Annotated in this window: 11 protein-coding genes; 2 read left to right on the forward strand and 9 right to left on the reverse strand. The window is 71.2% G+C overall.

What is annotated here, in order from left to right; translation table 11 throughout:
• Window positions 1-5: 5 nt before the first annotated feature.
• From D1648_RS01730 to D1648_RS01755, 6 genes are all read right to left on the reverse strand, one after another.
• Window positions 6-2,543 (reverse strand): glycoside hydrolase family 2 protein, encoded by a 2,538-nt coding sequence (locus D1648_RS01730; protein WP_122939096.1) that lies wholly within the window; start codon window positions 2,541-2,543, stop codon window positions 6-8.
• Complete coding sequence (locus tag D1648_RS01735; RefSeq protein WP_122939097.1) at window positions 2,540-3,400, reverse strand: ABC transporter ATP-binding protein; 861 nt, start codon at window positions 3,398-3,400, stop codon at window positions 2,540-2,542. Before D1648_RS01735 ends, D1648_RS01730 begins: the two co-directional genes overlap by 4 nt.
• Window positions 3,397-4,317 (reverse strand): ABC transporter ATP-binding protein, encoded by a 921-nt coding sequence (locus D1648_RS01740; protein WP_122939098.1) that lies wholly within the window; start codon window positions 4,315-4,317, stop codon window positions 3,397-3,399. The genes D1648_RS01735 and D1648_RS01740 overlap by 4 nt, the downstream gene beginning before the upstream one ends.
• Window positions 4,314-5,243 carry an ABC transporter permease gene (locus D1648_RS01745; protein WP_122939099.1) on the reverse strand — a complete coding sequence of 310 codons (930 nt, stop codon included), beginning with the start codon at window positions 5,241-5,243 and terminating at the stop codon, window positions 4,314-4,316. The genes D1648_RS01740 and D1648_RS01745 overlap by 4 nt, the downstream gene beginning before the upstream one ends.
• A gap of 10 nt (window positions 5,244-5,253) precedes the next feature.
• A complete protein-coding gene (locus tag D1648_RS01750; RefSeq protein WP_122939100.1) occupies window positions 5,254-6,240 on the reverse strand; it encodes an ABC transporter permease in 987 nt (328 codons plus the stop codon).
• A 65-nt stretch (window positions 6,241-6,305) separates the two neighbouring features.
• Window positions 6,306-7,997, reverse strand: a complete 1,692-nt coding sequence (locus D1648_RS01755) for an ABC transporter substrate-binding protein (RefSeq protein ID WP_122939101.1) — start codon at window positions 7,995-7,997, stop codon at window positions 6,306-6,308.
• Between the two features lie 230 nt (window positions 7,998-8,227).
• Between D1648_RS01755 and D1648_RS01760 the strand changes: the two genes are divergently transcribed.
• Window positions 8,228-9,292 (forward strand): winged helix-turn-helix transcriptional regulator, encoded by a 1,065-nt coding sequence (locus D1648_RS01760; RefSeq protein ID WP_122939102.1) that lies wholly within the window; start codon window positions 8,228-8,230, stop codon window positions 9,290-9,292.
• A 62-nt stretch (window positions 9,293-9,354) separates the two neighbouring features.
• On the opposite strand, the gene D1648_RS01765 is transcribed toward D1648_RS01760, so the two are convergent.
• The 3 genes from D1648_RS01765 to D1648_RS01775 form a co-directional block, all read right to left on the reverse strand.
• Window positions 9,355-11,400 carry a beta-galactosidase gene (locus tag D1648_RS01765; protein WP_122939103.1) on the reverse strand — a complete coding sequence of 682 codons (2,046 nt, stop codon included), beginning with the start codon at window positions 11,398-11,400 and terminating at the stop codon, window positions 9,355-9,357.
• Window positions 11,397-13,451, reverse strand: a complete 2,055-nt coding sequence (gene yicI, locus D1648_RS01770) for an alpha-xylosidase (RefSeq protein WP_122939104.1) — start codon at window positions 13,449-13,451, stop codon at window positions 11,397-11,399. The genes D1648_RS01765 and yicI overlap by 4 nt, the downstream gene beginning before the upstream one ends.
• 94 nt (window positions 13,452-13,545) lie before the next feature.
• Entirely contained in the window at window positions 13,546-16,443 is a 2,898-nt protein-coding gene (locus tag D1648_RS01775; protein WP_122939105.1) for a glycoside hydrolase family 3 protein, read from the reverse strand.
• 212 nt (window positions 16,444-16,655) lie between these two features.
• Here D1648_RS01775 and D1648_RS01780 point away from each other — a divergent pair, with 212 nt between their 5' ends.
• A complete protein-coding gene (locus tag D1648_RS01780; protein ID WP_122939106.1) occupies window positions 16,656-18,335 on the forward strand; it encodes an extracellular solute-binding protein in 1,680 nt (559 codons plus the stop codon).
• Window positions 18,336-18,337: the final 2 nt, after the last annotated feature.

The raw sequence follows: 18,337 nt of genomic DNA on the forward strand, positions 1-18,337 counted from the left end.
CCCCGTCAGCGCCGTGCCCGCGCCACCAGCTCGTTGACGCTGCGCACCACGCCGTCGGCGAGGAAGTCGGCGGGGTCCAGCACCGCTCCGGGACCGGCCGTGACCGATACGGTCGCACGCTCCCCGGGCAGCAGGTCCAGCATCTGACGGTCCGCTGACGCGCTGGGGTGGACGCGGTCGGCGACCACCACGACGTCGCGTACCAGCGAGCGCGCACGCAGAACCACCTGCACGGCGCCCTCGATGTCCGGATCCGCGCTCGCCTCCACCTCGAGGGCCGACGGATCGAGATCGAGGTCCTTGTCCTCTGCGTACCAGTGCACGGCCCGCATCCCGGGCGCCACCAGCAGCAGCGCCTCACGGCTCGGATCCTCCGGGGACGCGACCGATTCCGGCAGCGGGATCAGCGAGGTGCTGCGCGGCGCAACCTGCACGGTCAGGTGCTCCTCCGCGAGGGTCTCGCCGTCGCGGTGCACCCGGCGCAGGTACAGGATGCCGTCGAGCGCTTCGTCGGTGTCGTTGCCGAGCACGGCGACGGGGCCGCCTCGGCGCGGCTCGACGGTGAGCAGGCGTGGGGCGTAGAGGTCCCTCATCGCGTACCAGAGCAGCTTCCGGCGGCCGTCCCCGTCGACCGCCGCCCACGAGGTCACGGGCCAGCAGTCGTTGAGCTGCCAGATGATCGTGCCCGTGCAGTGCGGCCACAGGGAGCGGTAGTGCCCGATCCCCACCCGCAGCGCCCGTGCCTGGTTCAGCGCAGTGGTGAGGTGGAAGTCCGCGAAGCTCGCGGGGTCCGGGTCGGGGAAGTGCGGCCGGTACCCGGCCACGAGCTTCTCCTGCCCGCGCACCGCCTTCTGGTGCGAGAGCATCGTGGGGGAGTCGGCGCGCAGCGGGCGCTCCGAGATCGCGCGCTCCACCGTCGCCCATGTAGCGGGGCCCTGGAAGCCGAACTCGGCCGCGAAGCGGGGGTCGGTGTCGCGGTAGTGGACGTAGTCGTTGTCCTCCTCGCTCGCCCACACCACCCAGTTGTGCACCGTGCCGTGATCAGGGTGCCGGGGCTGTTCGAGGACTCCGCGGGAATAGGGGCTCGACGGCGTGTAGGAGCGGGTGGGGTCGAGCTCCGAGAGGATCGCCGGAAAGATCTCCGTGTAGTAGCGGTTCCCCCAGCCCACGCCCTCCTCGATCACGTCCTTCCAGCCCCAGTGGAAGTATCCCTCCACGTTCTCGTTCGAGCCGTTCCAGTGCACGAGAGAGGGATGCCAGGCCAGGCGCACCGCGTGCTCCCGCAGCTCCTCCTCGATCTCGCCGCGCAGCGGCTCCTCCTCGCTGTACGCGGCGCAGGCCATCGCGACGTCCTGCCAGACCATCACACCCAGCTCATCGCACAGGTCGTACAGCTCCTCGGCGGCGTAGAGCCCGCCGCCCCAGATCCGCAGCATGTTCATCCCGGCGTCGACGACATGGCCCACGCCGCGGGCGTAATCCTCCGCGGTCAGGCGAGTCGGGAAGCAGTCGTCGGGGATCCAGTTCGCGCCCTTGACCAGTACGGGGCGGTCGTTGACCACCACGGTGAAGGAGGTGCCCACCTCGTCGGGCTCCTCGACGACGCCCGCGGTGCGGAAGGCGATCCGGTGGGAGACCGCGTCCAGCGGCGCTGCGGCCGACGGGTCGCCCCCGCCCGCCGCGTCCTCGAGCACCACCCGTGCCGTGTACAGCGGCTGCTCCCCGTGGCCGCGCGGCCACCAGAGCTCCACGCTCTCCAGGTGCAGCGAGACCTCCGCCTGCGAGGCGCCGGCCGGGACCACGGCCTCGGCCGTACCGGCGAGGTCGCCGCCCGGTCCCGTCACCTCCAGCCGGAGGTGCAGCGGCCCGTCGGCCCCGTGCTCGCGTTCGACCGGCACGGTCAGTGCGACCGTGCCGCCAGGCCCGTCGGCGTCGGGGACGACCAGGGGCCTCACTCGGTCCAGCCGCGCGCCCGACCAGCTCTCCAGCGCGATCGGACCGGCGATGCCGCTGGTCACGAGGACCGGACCCCAGTCCCAGCCGAAGTTGCACGCCATCTTCCGGATCGCGTTGTACGGCAGGTCGTTGCCGACGACGGGGAGATCCCCCTGCGCGGCGGCGTTCTCCCGGGCGGTGCGCAGCGGGGAGGCGAAGCGGATCTCGAGGGTGTTCGCCCCGGTGCGCAGCAGCGACTCGACGGGGAACCGCCAGGAGCGGTGCTGGTTCTGCACGGTCGCCACCTCGGCGCCGTTCAGCATCACGGTCGCCGCGGTGTCCAGGCTCCCCGCCACCAGATCGGTGCGCCCCGAGGGCAGCTCGTCGATCTGGAACACGGTGCGATAGAGCAGGTCGCACTCTCCGCTCCACGCCAGCTCGTGCTCGTTGCGGTCCAGGTACGGGTCGGGGATCAGCCCGGCGTCCAGCAGATCGGTGAGGAAGGTGCCCGGCACCGTCGCCGGGAGGTCTCGCACCGGGAAGGGGATCGGCCCGTCGGTGACGGTGAGGGTCCAGCCCTCGTGCAGCTCACGGCGCGAGACGGTCATCCGAGGTCCTCCTGATGGGCGAGATGGTCGGGCATCGGCACGCCCCGACGCTGTGCTTCGGCGAGGAAGCGCTGGTTGGTGGCGGGCTCGGGGGCGGCGGCGAGGAGCCGACGCGTGAACTCCTCGCGCGGGGAGAGGATGACCTCGTCAGCCGGACCGTGCTCGATGACCCGACCCCGGAGCATCACCATGATCTCGTCGGAGAAGTGCCGGGCCGTGGCCAGGTCGTGGGTAATGTAGAGCATCGCCAGGTCCTCCTCCTGCTGGAGCCGGGCCAGCAGGTTCAGCACCCCCAGGCGCACCGAGACGTCCAGCATCGAGACGGGCTCGTCGGCCACGAGCACGCTCGGCCCGGGGGCGAGGGCGCGGGCGATCGCGACGCGCTGGCGCTGCCCGCCGGACAGCTCGTGAGGTCGCCGCTCCATGAACGCGTCGTCGGCCGGGAGGTTAACCCGCTCCAGCAGCTCCTTCGCTGCCCCGGGGGCTGTGCGTGCCGTGGCCCGGCCGTGCAGCAGCAGGGGCCGGAGGAGGTGGTGGCCGATCGAGTGGTACGGGTTCAGCGAGGCGAAGGGATCCTGGAACACCATCTGCACCTCGTGGCGGTAGTCCGCCAGCGCGCGGCCCCGTCGGCCGATGGGCGCCCCGTCCAGCAGCAGGGTCCCCGAGGTGGGGCGCTCCAGCTGCATCAGCAGCTTCGCGATGGTGGATTTGCCGGAGCCGGACTGGCCCACCAGCGCCAGCGTGCGGCCCGGCGACAGCTCGAAGGACACCTCCTGCACCGCCTGCAGGCGGGAGAAGCGCAGACCGCTCCGCAGCAGGTAGGTCTTCGAGAGGTCCGTGGCGGTCAAGGTGGTCATCGGGTCTCCTCCGGGGAGTAGCCGGCGCGGACGAAGTCTCCGGTCGAGCCGGTCAGCGAGGGGAAGGAGCCCAGCAGGCGGCGGGTGTACGGGTGCTTCGGCGCGAAGTACAGGTTCTCCGCGGTGTCCAGCTCCACGATCTCGCCCTGTCTCATCACCGCGATGCGGTCGGAGATCTCCAGCAGCATCGGCAGGTCGTGGGTGATGAACACGACCGCGAAGCCCAGCTCCTGGCGCAGGCGCAGGATCTCCTGCAGGATCTCCCGCTGCACCACCACGTCCAGGGCGGTCGTGGGTTCGTCCATGATCATCAGCTCGGGGTCCAGGGCCAGCGCCATCGCGATCATCACGCGCTGGCGCATGCCGCCGGAGAGCTCGTGGGCGAAGGCGGTGATGCGGGAGGGGTCCACCCCCACCAGGCGCAGGAGCTCCTCGCTGCGGTGGCGTCGCTCGGCCGCGTCCATCTGGGGTCGATGCGTCGTGAACACGTCCTCCAGCTGCGCCTTCACCGAGATCACGGGGTTCAGGGAGTTCATCGCGCCCTGGAAGACCATCGCGATCCTCGACCAGCGGAAGGTGCGCAGCGACTCGCCCTCGAGGGCGAGCACGTCGACGTCCCCGTCGGACTGTCCATGGAAGGTGACGCTGCCGCCGATGATCCGTGCGGGCGGCCGGTGCAGCTGGTTCAGGCCGTAGGCGAGGGTGGTCTTGCCGCTGCCGGACTCTCCGGCCAGGCCCAGGATCTCCCCGCGGTGCAGGGTGAGACTCGCCCGCCGCACCGCGTGCACGGGCTCGGCGACCTCGTAGACGATGTCCAGGTCCCGCACGGTCAGCACCGGCTCGGGCGAGGCGGCGGCGCCGAACCCGGAGCGGACCGACTCGAGGTCCGTGACGATCTGCTCTGCGGACTTGCTCATGCCCCCGCCTCCTTCTCGGCCTTCTGCACGCGGCGGACGTTCGCCGGCGCGTTGCGCAGGCGCGGGTTGATGATCGCGTCGATCGAGAAGTTGATCAGCGACAGGCCGCCGCCGAGCACGGCGATCATGAAGCCCGGCGGGACGAACCACCACCAGCCGCCGAGGGTCAGGGCCTGGCCGTTCTGGGCGTAGAACAGCATCGATCCCCAGGTCTGGGTGCCCACCACGCCGAGCCCGATGAAGCTCAGCCCCGCCTCGCCGAGGATCGCGGTGATCAGGGCGAACACGAAGCCGCTGGACATCACCGGGAGCAGGTTGGGCAGGATCTCGACGGAGATGATCCGCCACGGCTTCTCGCCGGCGATCCGGGCGGCGTGGACGTAGTCGCGGCTGCGGATCGAGAGGGTCTGCGAGCGCAGCACCCGGGCGGAGGCCGCCCAGGAGGTGATCGCGAGGACGAAGGCGATCAGCAGCAGGCCCCGCTGCTCCACGTAGGAGCCGATCACGATCATGAGCGGCAGCCCCGGGAGGATCAGCACCACGTTCGTGAACAGGGAGAACACCTCGTCGAGCCAGCCTCCGAGGTAGCCGCCGAGGATCCCGAAGAACGCGGAGAGGAGCAGGGCCAGCACGGCCACGATCACGCCCACCATCAGAGAGCCGCGGGTGGCGTGGGCGAGCTGTGCGAGGACGTCCTGCCCGGTCTGGGTGGTTCCCAGCAGGTGGGCGGCGCTCGGTCCCTGCATCCCGTCGTTGGAGACCGCGAGCGGATCCTGCGTGAAGAAGGGGGCGACCAGCCCGAACAGGACGATCGCGACGACGATCCCGAGGCCGACGACGAGCGTCGTGGCGGGACGCCGTCTGCGCGGCGCGGTGGTCTTCTCGGTCTCGTCGATCTGGGCCGATTCCTCGGTGATGGTGGTCATGGCCTCCTCCTCAGCCCCGCGCCCTGGTGCGCGGATCGATGACGCCGTACAGCAGGTCGACGGCGAGGTTCGCCGCCAGCACGGAGACCGTGATGATGAGGAACAGCCCCTGCATGAGCGAGTAGTCGTTGTTCTGGACGGACTGGAGCATGGTGAAGCCGATGCCGGGATAGGAGAACACCGACTCCACCACGATCGATCCCGAGACGACGAAGCCGAGCGAGATCGCGAAGCCGGAGACGCTGGGCAGGACGGCGTTCCGGGCGGCGTAGGTGAGCATGATGCGGCGCGGGTGGAGGCCCTTCGCCTCCGCGGTGAGGATGTAGTCCTCGCTCAGCGTCGAGACCATCATGTTGCGCATCCCCAGCAGCCACCCGCCCAGCGAGCTCAGCACGATCGTGAGCGCGGGCAGGAAGGCGTAGTACATCGCGTTCGACACGAACGGGTAGTCCAGCGCCGGGCGCACGAGCGTCACGTCGTAGCCGCCTGAGATCGGGAACAGACCCAGGTTCACGCTGAGCGCGTAGACGAACAGCAGTGCGAGCCAGAAGTAGGGCACGGACTGCATGATCGTGGTGGCGGGGATGAGCGAGTCCAGCCAGGTGCCGCGCTTCCAGCCGGCGAGAGTGCCGAGGGTGATGCCGATGAGGAAGGTGATCACCGTGGAGACGCCCACGAGCACCAGGGTCCAGGGCAGGGACTGGCCGATCACCTGGGAGACCGGGGTCGGGAAGTAGGTCACCGAGATGCCGAGGTCACCGCCCAGCAGGTTCGCGAGGTACTGGACGTACTGCTGCAGGAGGGAGCCCTGGTCATCGGCACCGAGCATCACCTCGATGGCCTCCCGGGTCGCGGGATCCACGGGGCCGCGCAGGGCGAGCTTCGAGAGCACCGCGTCGACCGGGCTTCCCGGCAGCGCGCGGGGGATGAAGAAGTTGAGGGTCACGGCAGCCCAGAGGGCGACCAGGTAGAAGCCGAGCTTCCGGAGAACGTGCACCGCGGTCCTTTCGTCGACGATGGGCGGGGCAGGGGCGCCGCCGACCTCGGCGGCGCCCGGCTCCCTCAGACGGGGACGACGGTCTTGAGGACCTGGGCGTTGTCCGGGGCGGACCAGGACATCGGATAGCAGTACAGGTCCTCCTGCGTGGGCCAGCCGGTCACGCGGGAGTTGTTGTACTCGGTGAGGCTCGAGCCGATCAGCACAGGGATGTAGGGCAGCTGCTCGCTGACGATCTGCTGGATGATCGCGTACTGCTCCTTCTTCACCTCCGGGTCGTCGGTGCCGGCGGCGACGGCGAGAGCGGCGTCGACGTCGGGGTCGGAGAAGCGCGCCGAGTTCTGGTACGGGTCACCGTTCTCGCCGACGGGAACAGTCGACTCGGTGCTGAAGAACGTGTGGTAGAGGTAGTACGGATCCGGTGCCGGACCCTGGCCGAGCGAGTCGATGACCAGCTGGAACGTGCCGGTCGACTTCGCGTCGTTCCACTCGTTCACGGAGACCTGCTGGGGCACCAGCTCGATGCCGACGGACCGGTACTGCTCGGCGAGGGTGTCCAGGGCGGTGACGAAGTCGGACCACCCGGTGGGGCAGCTGACCGTCATCGACAGCCGCTCGCCGTCCTTCGCATAGATCCCGTCGGGGCCCTCCTCGTAGCCGGCCTCCTCGAGCACGGCGCGGGCTGCGTCGACGTCCGCGTTCCACGGGGCGACGTCGATCGAGGGATCGATGAAGTCGGCGTCGCGCTCGGGCAGGGCGAAGGCAGGGGAGATGTCGGTGCCCATGTCGTAGAAGGCGAGCTTCGAGAGCTGCTCGCGATCCATCCCGAGATAGAGGGCGCGCCGCACGGCCGGATCCGTCTGCGGCCCCTCGCAGCCGAGGTCCGGATTGCTCGCGGCGAACAGGGCGCACTGCGAGGTGGGGGAGTTCGTGTAGCTGAGATCGGGATTGTTCGCCACGTGCTCGTCGAGATTCGGCATGGAGGTGGAGGTGTAGTCGATCTCGCCGGCCAGCCACTTGTCGGTGGCGGACTGGTTGCCGGACAGGGACTGCACGCGCACTCCGCCGATCGCGGGCTTCCCCTCCTCCCAGTACTCGCCGTTCGCGTTCAGGAGATAGGACTCCGGGGTGAAGTCGCCGAGGGCGAAGGGGCCGGTTCCGACCGGCTCCTCGTTGGTGTAGGTCGCGAGGTCCTCGACCTCGCCCCAGAGGTGCTCGGGGATGATCCAGGTGCGGCCCAGCGCATTGGGCCCCTCGACGAAGGAGGGCGCCGGGTAGGTGAGCACGACGGTCGTGTCGTCGCTCGCCTCTGCTCCTGGGGCGGTGCCGGCGGGGTTCAGGGTCTCGTTGTCCTTGATCGCGTTGAAGGTGAAGGCGACGTCGCCCGCGGTGAAGGGGGTGCCGTCCGTCCAGCTCACCCCGGAGCGCACGGCCACGGTGAGCACCGTGCCGTCCTCGTTCCACTCGAAGCTCTCGCCGAGCTGGGGCACGGGGTCCACGTCGATCGCGGCGAGCGGGTTGTAGTAGAAGAGCGGCTCGTAGATCAGGCCCTGCACCATGGACAGCACGGTCGGGGAGTGGGGGTTGAAGTTCTTGGTGAAGCCGGCTCCGGCTCCGTTGTAGCAGTTGACGATCGGCAGGTCGGCGCCGTCGCCGCTGCCGTCGTCGAGGTTGGACTGCCCGCCGCAGGCGGCCAGGGCGACGGGGACTGCGGTGGCGAGGGACAGGGTGCCGAAGGTCCGACGGGTGAGGTGCATCGTTGCTCTCCAGGTGACGCGGCGGTGCGTAGGGGCGGTGAGTGCGGAGCGGCGGCCGACTCCGGCCGTCGTGCGGGGGTCACTGCGATGTGACTAACTTCAGTAACTTAATGAAGTGATTGGAGTATGCGACCATCTTCACGTCGCGTCAACACCGAAGCCGCTCCCGCGATCGTCACGAAGACGTCACGATCGGAGCGCACCACCGATCCGCCACAGACAGGGGTCCCATGCCCGCGCTCATCTCCCGCAGCGGCGCCGCGACGGACGCCGCGATCCTCGACGCCATCCGTCGTGAACCCGACACGACCCGCATCGCGATCGCCCGCGCGCTCGGGGTCACGCCCGCGACCGTCACGAACTCGGTGAAGCGGCTGCTCGCCGACGGGCTCGTGGTCGAGAGCGGACGCGCCCGCTCCACCGGCGGGAAGCCCGCCTCCCTCCTGCGGGTCTCCACCACCTCCCGCTGGGCCATCGGCTGCACCGTCGAGAGCGACCGGATCGCACTGGTCGCCATGGGGATCGGCGGGGCCCTGCGCGGGCGGGTCATGATGCCGTTGCGGCCCGCAGCCAGAGCCGAGGAGATCCTCGACGAGCTCGAGCGGGCCCTGCGATCACTGGGTGCGCTCGAGAGGACCGAGCGAGCCGCTTTCCGGGGCATCGGGCTGGCCGATCTCCGTCCCGGGTCCGAGGGGATCTCGGCGCTCATCACGCATCTCGAGGAGCTCACCGATCGCCCCGTCGTGCGCGGCACCCCTGCCGTGTGCGCCGGCCTGGGAAGCGAATGGGTGGGCGAGCAGCCTGGCGGTGAGCCCTGGCTGACGGTCCACCTCGGCCCCACCGTCGGCATCGCGCTGCTGATCGACGGCCGGCCCCTGCTGCCGTGGGGTGGGGCGAGCGGCGAGCTGGCGGTCGACGGCGGCGGCATCGCCGCCGACGTGGACCGGGCGCTCGCCGCCGGGCTCGCCTCCCGGATCCACCTCGACGCCGCCGAGCAACGGGTGATCACCGCCCATGCCCGGCTCACCGAGGCCGCCGCGCACGGGGACTCCGATGCGACGACGATCGTCACCGAGGGGGCGACGTGCATAGCCCGCGCCGTGGCCGGGCTGATCGCGCCGCTCGGGGTGCGTCGGGTGATGGTCAGCGGGACCAGCGTGGCGATGGCCCCGCGGCTCTATCTCGAGGCGATGACGGCCGTGCTGCCCGACGAGACCCGGCTGCGGGTCTCGACCGTGCAGCCCCATCCCTGCGCGGTGGGGGCGGCGGCACTGGCCCTTGCGCACCAGGACTGAGCGACGCCGCGACCGGGCGACACGGGTGAAGGTCCGGAAGGGGCAGGTCGAACTGTGCTGTGTCAGTCCTCCACGAGCTCGACCGGGGCATCCGGAGCGAGGGTCAGCACCGCCGCTCCGCCTTGTGCGAGACGCAGCCCGTCCCGGGCCGAGGCACCGGTGATCAGGTCGTCCCCGACGGCGCGCACCGTGAGCGGGCGCTCTCCGTGATGCAGCAGGAACAGGAAGTCCATACCGTCCCCGCGCCGACGCACAGCCTCCAGCCCGGCCTCCGCAGCGCCGGGCAGGGTCGGACCGATGCCGAGCTCCGCGGCGATCTCTGCGAGACGGCGGTCCCGGGCCTCCTGGGTCCACCCCGCAGAGACGTAGACGGCTCTGCCCTCGCCGCGACGGGCGCGGGTGACGGCGGGCAGCCCGGCGAGGTCGCCGTGGGTGTAGCGCGCGAGCACCTCGGCGTCCTCGACCCCGAGCAGCTCCGTCCATCCCTCGACCTCGCTGCCGTCGGAGAGCGCGACCCGTTCCCCGGCGGGCAGCGGCAGCAGCTCCTGGCCGCGCACCCCGAGCAGGCGCCGCAGCCGGCCCGGGTAGCCGCCGGTCGCGATGCGGAGGTGCTCGTCGGCCAGGCCGCTCAGGTAGGTGACCACGAGCTCCCCGCCGCCCTCGACGTACTCCTCGAACCAGCTCACCTGGTCGTCGCTCAGCGGGTACTGGGCCGGGACCACCAGGAGGCGGTGCGCGGAGAGGTCAGCGAGCGGCCGGACGAAGTCCACCGGGATCCCGGCCCGCCAGAAGGAGCGGTGCGTCGCGCGCACCTCCGCGGAGTAGGTGAGGTGGGAGGAGGGGAGGTCCGGCGTCTCCAGCGCCCACCACCCGTCGGCGTGCCAGAGGATCCCGACCTCCGCCCGCACCAGCGGGCCGTCGGCCGGAAGCGCCGCGACCGGCGCGAGGCGCTCCAGGATCCCGCCGAGCCGCGCGATGGAGGCGAACACCCGCGAGCGACCTCCCGCGTGCGGGACCAGCGCACCGTGCCACTGCTCCGCTCCTCCCGCGCTCTGGCGCCATTGGAAGAACAGCGAGGACTGCGAGCCGCGGGCGATATAGCCCAGGCTGTGCCGGATCATGCGGTCCGCGCCCTTGGCCAGGGTGCGGCCGTCCACGCGGATGCCCGTCGCGTTCTGCTCCATGAGCACCCATGGCCCGCCTGACCAGGAGCGCGCCAGGTCGGAGCCGTAGGCGACGTGCGCCTCCGCATCGGGGCCGGCGGTGTCCAGGTAGTGGTCCAGCGAGACCACGTCCTCCCGCTCGGCCCAGGACCACTGCTCGAGATGGTTCCAGGTGGGCAGCATGAAGTTCGTGGTCACCGGTGCGGTCGACCCTGCGGCGCGGATCTCCTCGCGCTGCTCGACCATCGCCGCGAGCATCTCGTCGGAGCTGAAGCGGCGGAAGTCGATCGCCTGGGAGGGATTGGGCAGGTACTGGGTGGTGCGCGGCGGCGTGATCTCCTCGAAGGAGGCGTAGCCCTGGGACCAGAACGCCGTGCACCAGGCGGCGTTCAGCGCCTCGATCGTGCCGTACCGGTCCTCCAGCCACGCCTGGAAGGCGTGCTCGGCGTGCGGGCCGTGGTCGAGGGTGCCGTACTCGTTGTGCAGGTGCCAGCCGCGCAGCCCCGGATGGTGCCCGTAGCGGTCGGCGAGACGGCGGGTGATCCGTCGGGCGGCCTCCCGGTAGGCGGGGGCGCTGATCGCGTAGGTGTCCCGGGAGCCGTGGGTGAGGCGGACGCCGTCGGGGCGCACCGGCAGCGCATCGGGATGGGCGCGGGTGAACCAGGGCGGCGGCGAGGCGGTGGGGGTGGCCAGGAAGAAGCCGATGCCCGCGTCGGCGAGGCGCTCGAGGATCTCGTCGAGCCAGTCGGTGACGAACGCTCCCTCCGTCGGCTCGAGAGCCGACCAGGAGAACACCCCGAGGGTCACCGTGTTCACCCTCGCCTCCTGCATCAGGGCGAGGTCCTCCTCCCACGTGGCCCGGTCCCACTGCTCCGGGCTCCAGTCCCCGCCGAAGAGGATCTGCCCGGGGGCGAAGCCGCGGCGGTGGGCCTGCTCGACGCTCATGACTCGCCCCTGACCAGACGCAGCGGCGCGGAGCCGGCGCGCGCGAACAGGCCCAGCGAATGCACGTCGTAGCGGCGGCGCAGGAAACGGCCGCCGTCTCCGGTATCGACCTCCTCGCCGTCCAGCAGGTGCACCCAGCGTCCGGCGGGCAGGTACACGTCCACCTCCCCGGTCCCGGTGAAGACCGGGGCGACCAGGAGGTCCTCGCCCAGCATGTACTGGGTGTCCAGGGTGCGGCAGGCGGGATCCTCGGGGAACTGCAGCACCATCGAGCGCATGAGCGGCGCGCCCGTGCGGGTGGTCCGGTCAGCGGTCTCCAGGAGGTAGGGCATGAGCGTCTGCTTGAGCGTGGTGAACTCGCGCATGACCTCGACGGCCTCCTCGTCGAACAGCCACGGCACGCGGTACGAGTTCGAGCCGTGCAGGCGGGAGTGGGAGCTGAGCATCCCGAAGGCGACCCAGCGCTTGAACACCGTCGGGTCCGGGGTGCCCTCGAAGCCGCCGATGTCATGGCTCCAGTAGCCGAATCCGGAGGAGGTCAGCGACAGCCCGCCGCGCAGAGACTGCGCCATCGCCACATAGGTCGACTCGCAGTCCCCGCCCCAGTGGATCGGGAACCGCTGCCCACCGGCCGTGGCCGAGCGGGCGAAGACGACTGCCTCCCCCGTCCCGAAGCGCCGCTCGAGCAGTTCGAACACCGCCTGGTTGAACCGGGAGGTGTAGTAGTTGTGCTCCCGCAACGGGTCCGAGCCGTCGTGCCAGCGCACCCCGTCCACCGGGATGCGTTCGCCGAAGTCGGTCTTGAAGCTGTCCACGCCGTCATCGAGGAGCTTCTCGAGCGCGCTCGTGTACCAGGCGGTGGCCTCGGGGTTCGTGAAGTCGACGAGCGCCATCCCGGCCTGCCACAGGTCGCTCTGCCAGATCGACGGCTCGGGTCCGTCGTCCTTCAGGAGCAGGTAGCCCTTCTCCGCGCCCTCGGCGAACAGGCGGGAGCGCTGCGCGATGTACGGGTTGATCCACACGCTCACGTGCAGGCCGCGATCGTGGAGCTTGCGCAGCAGCCCGCGCGGGTCCGGGAAGGTCGCGGGATCCCAGACGAAGTCGGACCAGTGGAAGCCGCGCATCCAGAAGCAGTCGAAGTGGAACACGCTCAGCGGGATACCGCGCTCGGCCATGCCGTCCACGAAGGACAGCACCGTCGCCTCGTCGTACTCGGTGGTGAACGAGGTCGACAGCCACAGACCGTAGGACCAGTCGGGGACGGCGGGCGGGCGGCCGGAGCGGGCGGTGTAGCGGTCGAGGACCTCGAGCGGGGTGCCGCCGCCGTAGACCTCGTACCGCAGTCGCTCTCCGGGCACGGAGAACTGGGTGGCGGAGACGTTCTCGGAGCCCACCTCGAAGGACACCGGGCCGGCATCGTCCACGAGCACGCCGTAGCCCCGAGAGGACAGGTAGAAGGGCACGTTCTTGTAGGCCTGCTCGGAGTTGGTGCCGCCGTCGGCGTTCCAGATGTCGATGCTCTGCCCGTTCTTCACGAAGGCGCCGAAGCGCTCTCCGAGTCCGTACACGTGCTCGCCGACGTCCAGGGACAGCTGCTCGTGGACGAAGGGGCCCTCGCCCTCGACCTGTGCGTACCCGATCGAGCGCTCGGTCGAGGAGGTGAGGACCTCCCCGTCCCACAGGTAGTCGACATGCCACGGCCCGGACAGGGCGATCCGGGCTGTCAGGCGTCCCGAGGAGAACTCGACGACCTCCCGCTCGTCATCGCGATGGATCCGCGGGGTCACCGGGGCGTCCTCGAGGACGAAGCGGGGGCGGGACTGGCGGTGCCCCGCGAAATGCTCGATCTCCACGGCGATGACGTCCTCCCGCGGGGCGGCGAAGCTGACCGTGATGACCGGGGTGTTCAGGGTGTCCCCGCGCGTGAGGATCCGTGTGACCGGTGCGTGCACGCGCAGCTCGTCGCCGCGCTGCTCGACGTCGTGCACGCCTGCAGGTCGCTGCAGCGTCACCCCGTCGCGGATCAGCCAGTAGCCATTGGTGAATTTCATCGGAGTACTCCTCGGAGGTGGACTGCTCGGGCGTCCAGGTGTCCTGGTGCGCGGGGTGAGGGGGCGGTGTCCCGGCGATCGGCCGGGTCGGTGATCAGCGCTGCTGCGTCACGAGGCCGGTCATGGCGAGCGGGCCGACGAGTCGTGCGCGGACCCGCCCGGTGGGCCGTCCCCGTTCGGAGGGCACGGTGTGCGGCAGCGACAGGCTCGGCGTGGTCGCGGGGTCTGCGGCGGCGGGGTCGATCAGCTCGACGCGGGAGGCGGGCTCGTCCTCGGCGCCCAGCGGGCGGCTCTCCAGCGAGGTGACGACGGTGCCGGCGTCGAGCACGAAGTCCGCCCAGCCCGGCGCGGTCCCGGTGGGGCGCAGGTCGGTGCCGGCCAGGAGCGTGAGCGCGCCGCGGGCGAGCCCCGAGGTCTCCTCGGCCCGCTCCGCGGGGACGCGGCCGGGGCGGGCGAGCGGCACCGGGGCCTCCTCCCGCACGACGGCGGGGACGCGCACCTCGTGGGAGGAGACGGCATCGGTGCTGGAACGGGCGACCCGGATGGTCACCGGTCCGTCCGGCAGCTCCCAGCCCTCGCGGTCCGGGGCGAACAGGGCCAGGCGGTCGAACGGGACCAGGAGCCGGACGGTCGTCGTCCCCTGCTCGGCGACCTCGCTGGTCGCGAAGCCGACGAGCCGGGTGCGGGGGGCCGCGTAGCGGCGCCGGGAGAAGGAGTCGACCGGGACGTCGGCATAGACCTGGACGATCTCGTGGAGCGGGCCCGCGGTATGCCGCGAGGGCGGCGGGGAGAGTGTGACCTCGACCTGCAGGCCGTCTGCCGTGGCCGTGACCTCGCTCCGCTCCCATCGCGGGCGGTCGATCGCGAGGCCGTGGCCGAAGGCGAAGCGTGCCTCCTGGCCGTACAGGTAGGTCGACGAGGTGGTGATGACGTCGTAGTCCAGGACGGACGGCAGCGGCGCGGAGCCGGGCCAGGTCTGCGCGAGCCGCCCCGAGAAGCTGCGGCGCCCCGTCAGCAGGTCGGCGAGGGCGGTGCCCTCCGCCTCCCCGGCATGGCTGGACCACACCACGGCCCCCACCCGGTCCTCGAGCCCCTCGAGGTCGTAGGGGTAGGAGGAGATGAGGACGAGGACGGTGGCGACGTCATCGGGGAGCGCGGCGAGCCGCTCGGCCGCGGCGCGGGCGGGGGCGGGCAGGCGCACGTCCGGACGGTCCTCGGTCTCCCGGCCGTGGACGTGGGGGTCGTTGCCGAGCACGAGCACGACGGTCTCGGCGCCGCGCGCGGCCGCGTCGAACGCCTCGCGCCCGGAGTGATGCTCAGCGACCGTGAAGGGGACGGCGGAGCCCGGCCGGTGGTCACGCAGCACGAGGGCGCCGCTTCGGTGCTCGACCCCGACCGACCGGCCGGAGCCGAGGTGCTGCAGGCGCCAGGTGCCGCCCGGCTCCCTCGTGCGGCGGAAGGTCTCCTGGGCGACCCAGCCGCCGATCCGGTCGGCGCACGCGGCCAGGCGTCCTCGCTCGTCGGGGGCGACCAGGCGCTGCGTGGAGGTCTCGCGCAGCGCGATCACGTCGTCGTCCAGCTCGAGCACCTCGAGGCGCGCGGCCTCGTGCGAGAGCGGGGCGGGGCCGTCCGCGGCCGGCCGCTTGCAGCGCAGCGAGGAGTCGGCGGCCAGGAGCACCGGGTCGGCAGAGACGGCGTCGGGGCAGACGCCCCCGGGGGCCGGTGGGAGCGGCGCGGACAGCGAGATCCGGTCCAGCGCCCGTGACGTGACGACGTCATGGCCCTCGGAGCGGCTCCGCAGCGCGTCGGCCAGGGGCGTGGCGTCGTGGAAGTCCCCGCTGTACCAGTCGCGCAGGACGGTGTGCGCCCGCTCGCCGAGCACCGCGGTGCGGCCCGGCCTCAGGGGCAGCGCCTGCGGGTCGCGTCGTGCCAGGAGCACTGCCGAGCGGGTGGCGACCTCGCGCGCCAGGGCGTGCGCGGCCACCCGGTCCACGGGCGCGGACGGCGCCGGGGAGTCGTCGAACTCCCCGGTGCGGGCGCGGGCCACGAGCTGGCGCACCACGGCGCGATCGAGGTGGGACTCCTCGATCAGCCCCTGCTCGAGCGCGTCGGTGAGCGCGGCGACGGTCTCGGTGGGATCGGCGTCGTTGTCGGTGAAGGAGTCCACGCCCGCGCGAAGCATCGCGGCGTACGCCTCGGGGGCGCCCGGGACGACCCCCTGGGTGCGGAACAGGTTCGAGGGAGCGCCCGCGTCCGAGACCACGAAGAGCAGATCGGGGTCCGGCAGCCGGGAGCGCAGCTGCGACTCCAGCAGGTCGGTGAGGTGGGCCGGTCGCCCGTTGACGAGGTTGTAGGAGAGCATCACGGAGGCGGCCAGGCCGCGCACCAGCGGTTCGAGGTGCCCGGGCAGCTCGTACTCGTGGAGCACCCGCGGGGAGAGGTCGGAGCTCGTCGCGTCCCGGTCGGTCTCGTTCGAGTAGGCCAGGAAGTGCTTGAGGGTCGGGAGGGTCGTCCACGTGTCTCCCTCGCCGCGCAGCCCGCCCGAGAAGCCGCAGGCCAGTTCCGCGTTCAGGAGCGGATCCTCCGAATAACCCTCCTCCGTGCGGCCCCACAGCGGATGGCGAAGCGGATTCACCACGGGCGCCCACACATCCAGGCTGGTGCGGGGATCTGCCGCGTGCAACGCGCGCACCTCGGAAGCGATCGCGGCGCCGACCTCTGACAGGAGCTCCGGGTCCCAGGACGCGGCCATCCCGACCGGTTGGGGGAACTGGGTCGCCGGCCCCCTCCAGGCCACGCCGTGCAGGGCCTCGGTACCGGTGACGAAGGGGGCGATGCCGAGCCGGGCGACCCCGGGGGAGTGCTGGTGCAGCTGGGCGATCCTCTCCCGGACCGTCATGGCGGCGACCGTGCGGCGCGCCCATTCCAGGCGTGACAGGTCCTGCGGGGAGACCTCGGCGACGGGGCGGGGACGGGACGAGGAGGAGGGCATGGCACCTTCTGACTGTCAGGACGGGAACGGGCGTCGGTGTCGGCGAGCGTCTTGCGAGCGTTCCTGGAGCGGAGTTAAGATCCACCCTATCGAAACGCTTCGATGGTCGACAAGTCCCCTCAGGATCCGGGTCGAGCCGTCCCCCGGAGCTCGTCGATCCCCTGTGCGCCGAACGGCGGCGCAGCGTCCCCCACGAGGAAGTGAGCGCATCCATGAACGTCCGACCGAACAGCCCTCAGAGCACCCGCAGCCTCCCGATGTCCCGCCGGAACGCCCTCGGCCTCGCCGGCCTCGGCGCCGGCTTCGCGCTGACCACCTCGGCCTGCGGTTCCGGAGGCTCCGGCGCAGGCGGGTCCGGGGGCTCGGCTGGAGGAGTCCTCACCGGCGCCGACCTCGCCGAGCAGGTGCAGGCGAACACCCCCTCCAGCGAGCTGTCCTTCCTGGTCGAGCCCGACTACCCGAGCGTGAACGGCTCGACCCCCGGCTATGCGGCGATGCCCTCCGAGTTCGAGACCTCCGTCCCCGACACGCCGGGCGCGGGCAGCACCTTCACCGTCATGAGCCCCGCCTGGTGGACCACGCCGCCGTCCCTGGGCGACAACGCCTACTACGACGCGGTGAACGAGGCGCTGGGGGCGACGCTCGACTTCCAGCCCTCCGACGGCAATGCCTACGCGGACAAGATCCAGACCGTGCTCGCCTCCCCGCGGAGCATGCCGGACTGGATCGTGCTGCCCTCCTGGAACATCCCGCCGCGCTTCATCGAGGGCGTGGAGAACATGTTCTCGGACCTCACCGAGCACCTGCAGGGCGATGGCATCAAGGACTATCCGAACCTCGCCCGCCTCGACCCCGCCACCTGGCAGTACTGCATGTTCAACGGCCGGATCTTCGGCCTGCCCTATCCGTCCGAGCTCATCACCGACGCCCTCTTCTACCGGCGCGATCTCTTCGACGAGCTCGGCCTCGACGTGCCCACCAGCGCTGACGAGCTGCTCGCCGTCCTCGCCGAGGCGACGGACGCGAGCGCCAACCGCTGGGGATGCGAGGACATCTGGACCGGCATCCAGCTGCTCCACGGTCTCCCGCCGACCTTCCGCGAGGAGGGCGGGGCGCTCGTCCACCGGTTCGAGACGCCGGAGTTCAAGGAGGCGATCGCGCTGCTCACCGAGATCATCGCGCAGGGGTCGATGCATCCCGACGCCGTCGCCGGCACGGGCAACGCCAAGGACCGCTTCGAGGCGGGGCAGACGCTCGTCATGAACGACGGCGTCGGCGGCTGGCACGAGGGCCTTGCCCGCGTGAGGCCGGGCAACCCCGACTACGACCCGATGGCCATGGACTTCTTCGCGCCGGACGGCGGCGACCCCGTCCTCTTCCGCAGCCACCCCGTCAACATCTTCTCCTTCCTGAAGAAGTCCGAGGACGAGGAGCGCGTCAAGGAGGCCCTGCGCATCGCCGACTTCTGCGCAGCCCAGTTCGGGACCACGGAGAACACCCTCCTCAGCTACGGGGAGGAGGGCGTGCACCACACCCTCGACGACGACGGCGTCCCGCAGCTGACCGACCAGGGCAGCCGCGAGATCACCTCCACCTACGAGTTCCTCGCGCAGCCCGCGATCTCCAACTCGGTCGTCCAGTTCCCGGAATACGTCCGCGACTCCTCCGAGTGGATGGCGCGGCAGTCCGAGTTCGTGCAGGAGCCGCTCTTCTTCGGGATCCAGATCCAGGAGCCCGCGAAGTTCGGCTCGCTCGGGCAGCCGATCGACGACCTCGTCGTCGACATCTCCCGCGGCCGCGCGAGCATCGACACCCTCGACGCCGCCGTCGAGAAGTGGCGCACGGACGGCGGCGACGAGCTGCGCGAGTTCTACGCCGAGTTCCTCGACTGAGC

Source organism: Brachybacterium sp. EE-P12, assembly GCF_003711805.1.
GTDB lineage: Bacteria > Actinomycetota > Actinomycetes > Actinomycetales > Dermabacteraceae > Brachybacterium.

Excerpts from the sequence above, each read along its gene's own strand:
- D1648_RS01730 (WP_122939096.1), bottom strand. The coding sequence starts at position 2,543 with ATGACCGTCTCGCGCCGTGAGCTGCACGAGGGCTGGACCCTCACCGTC.
- D1648_RS01735 (WP_122939097.1), bottom strand. The coding sequence starts at position 3,400 with ATGACCACCTTGACCGCCACGGACCTCTCGAAGACCTACCTGCTGCGG.
- D1648_RS01740 (WP_122939098.1), bottom strand. The coding sequence starts at position 4,317 with ATGAGCAAGTCCGCAGAGCAGATCGTCACGGACCTCGAGTCGGTCCGC.
- D1648_RS01745 (WP_122939099.1), bottom strand. The coding sequence starts at position 5,243 with ATGACCACCATCACCGAGGAATCGGCCCAGATCGACGAGACCGAGAAG.
- D1648_RS01755 (WP_122939101.1), bottom strand. The coding sequence starts at position 7,997 with ATGCACCTCACCCGTCGGACCTTCGGCACCCTGTCCCTCGCCACCGCA.
- D1648_RS01760 (WP_122939102.1), top strand. The coding sequence starts at position 8,228 with ATGCCCGCGCTCATCTCCCGCAGCGGCGCCGCGACGGACGCCGCGATC.
- D1648_RS01765 (WP_122939103.1), bottom strand. The coding sequence starts at position 11,400 with ATGAGCGTCGAGCAGGCCCACCGCCGCGGCTTCGCCCCCGGGCAGATC.
- yicI (WP_122939104.1), bottom strand. The coding sequence starts at position 13,451 with ATGAAATTCACCAATGGCTACTGGCTGATCCGCGACGGGGTGACGCTG.
- D1648_RS01775 (WP_122939105.1), bottom strand. The coding sequence starts at position 16,443 with ATGCCCTCCTCCTCGTCCCGTCCCCGCCCCGTCGCCGAGGTCTCCCCG.
- D1648_RS01780 (WP_122939106.1), top strand. The coding sequence starts at position 16,656 with ATGAACGTCCGACCGAACAGCCCTCAGAGCACCCGCAGCCTCCCGATG.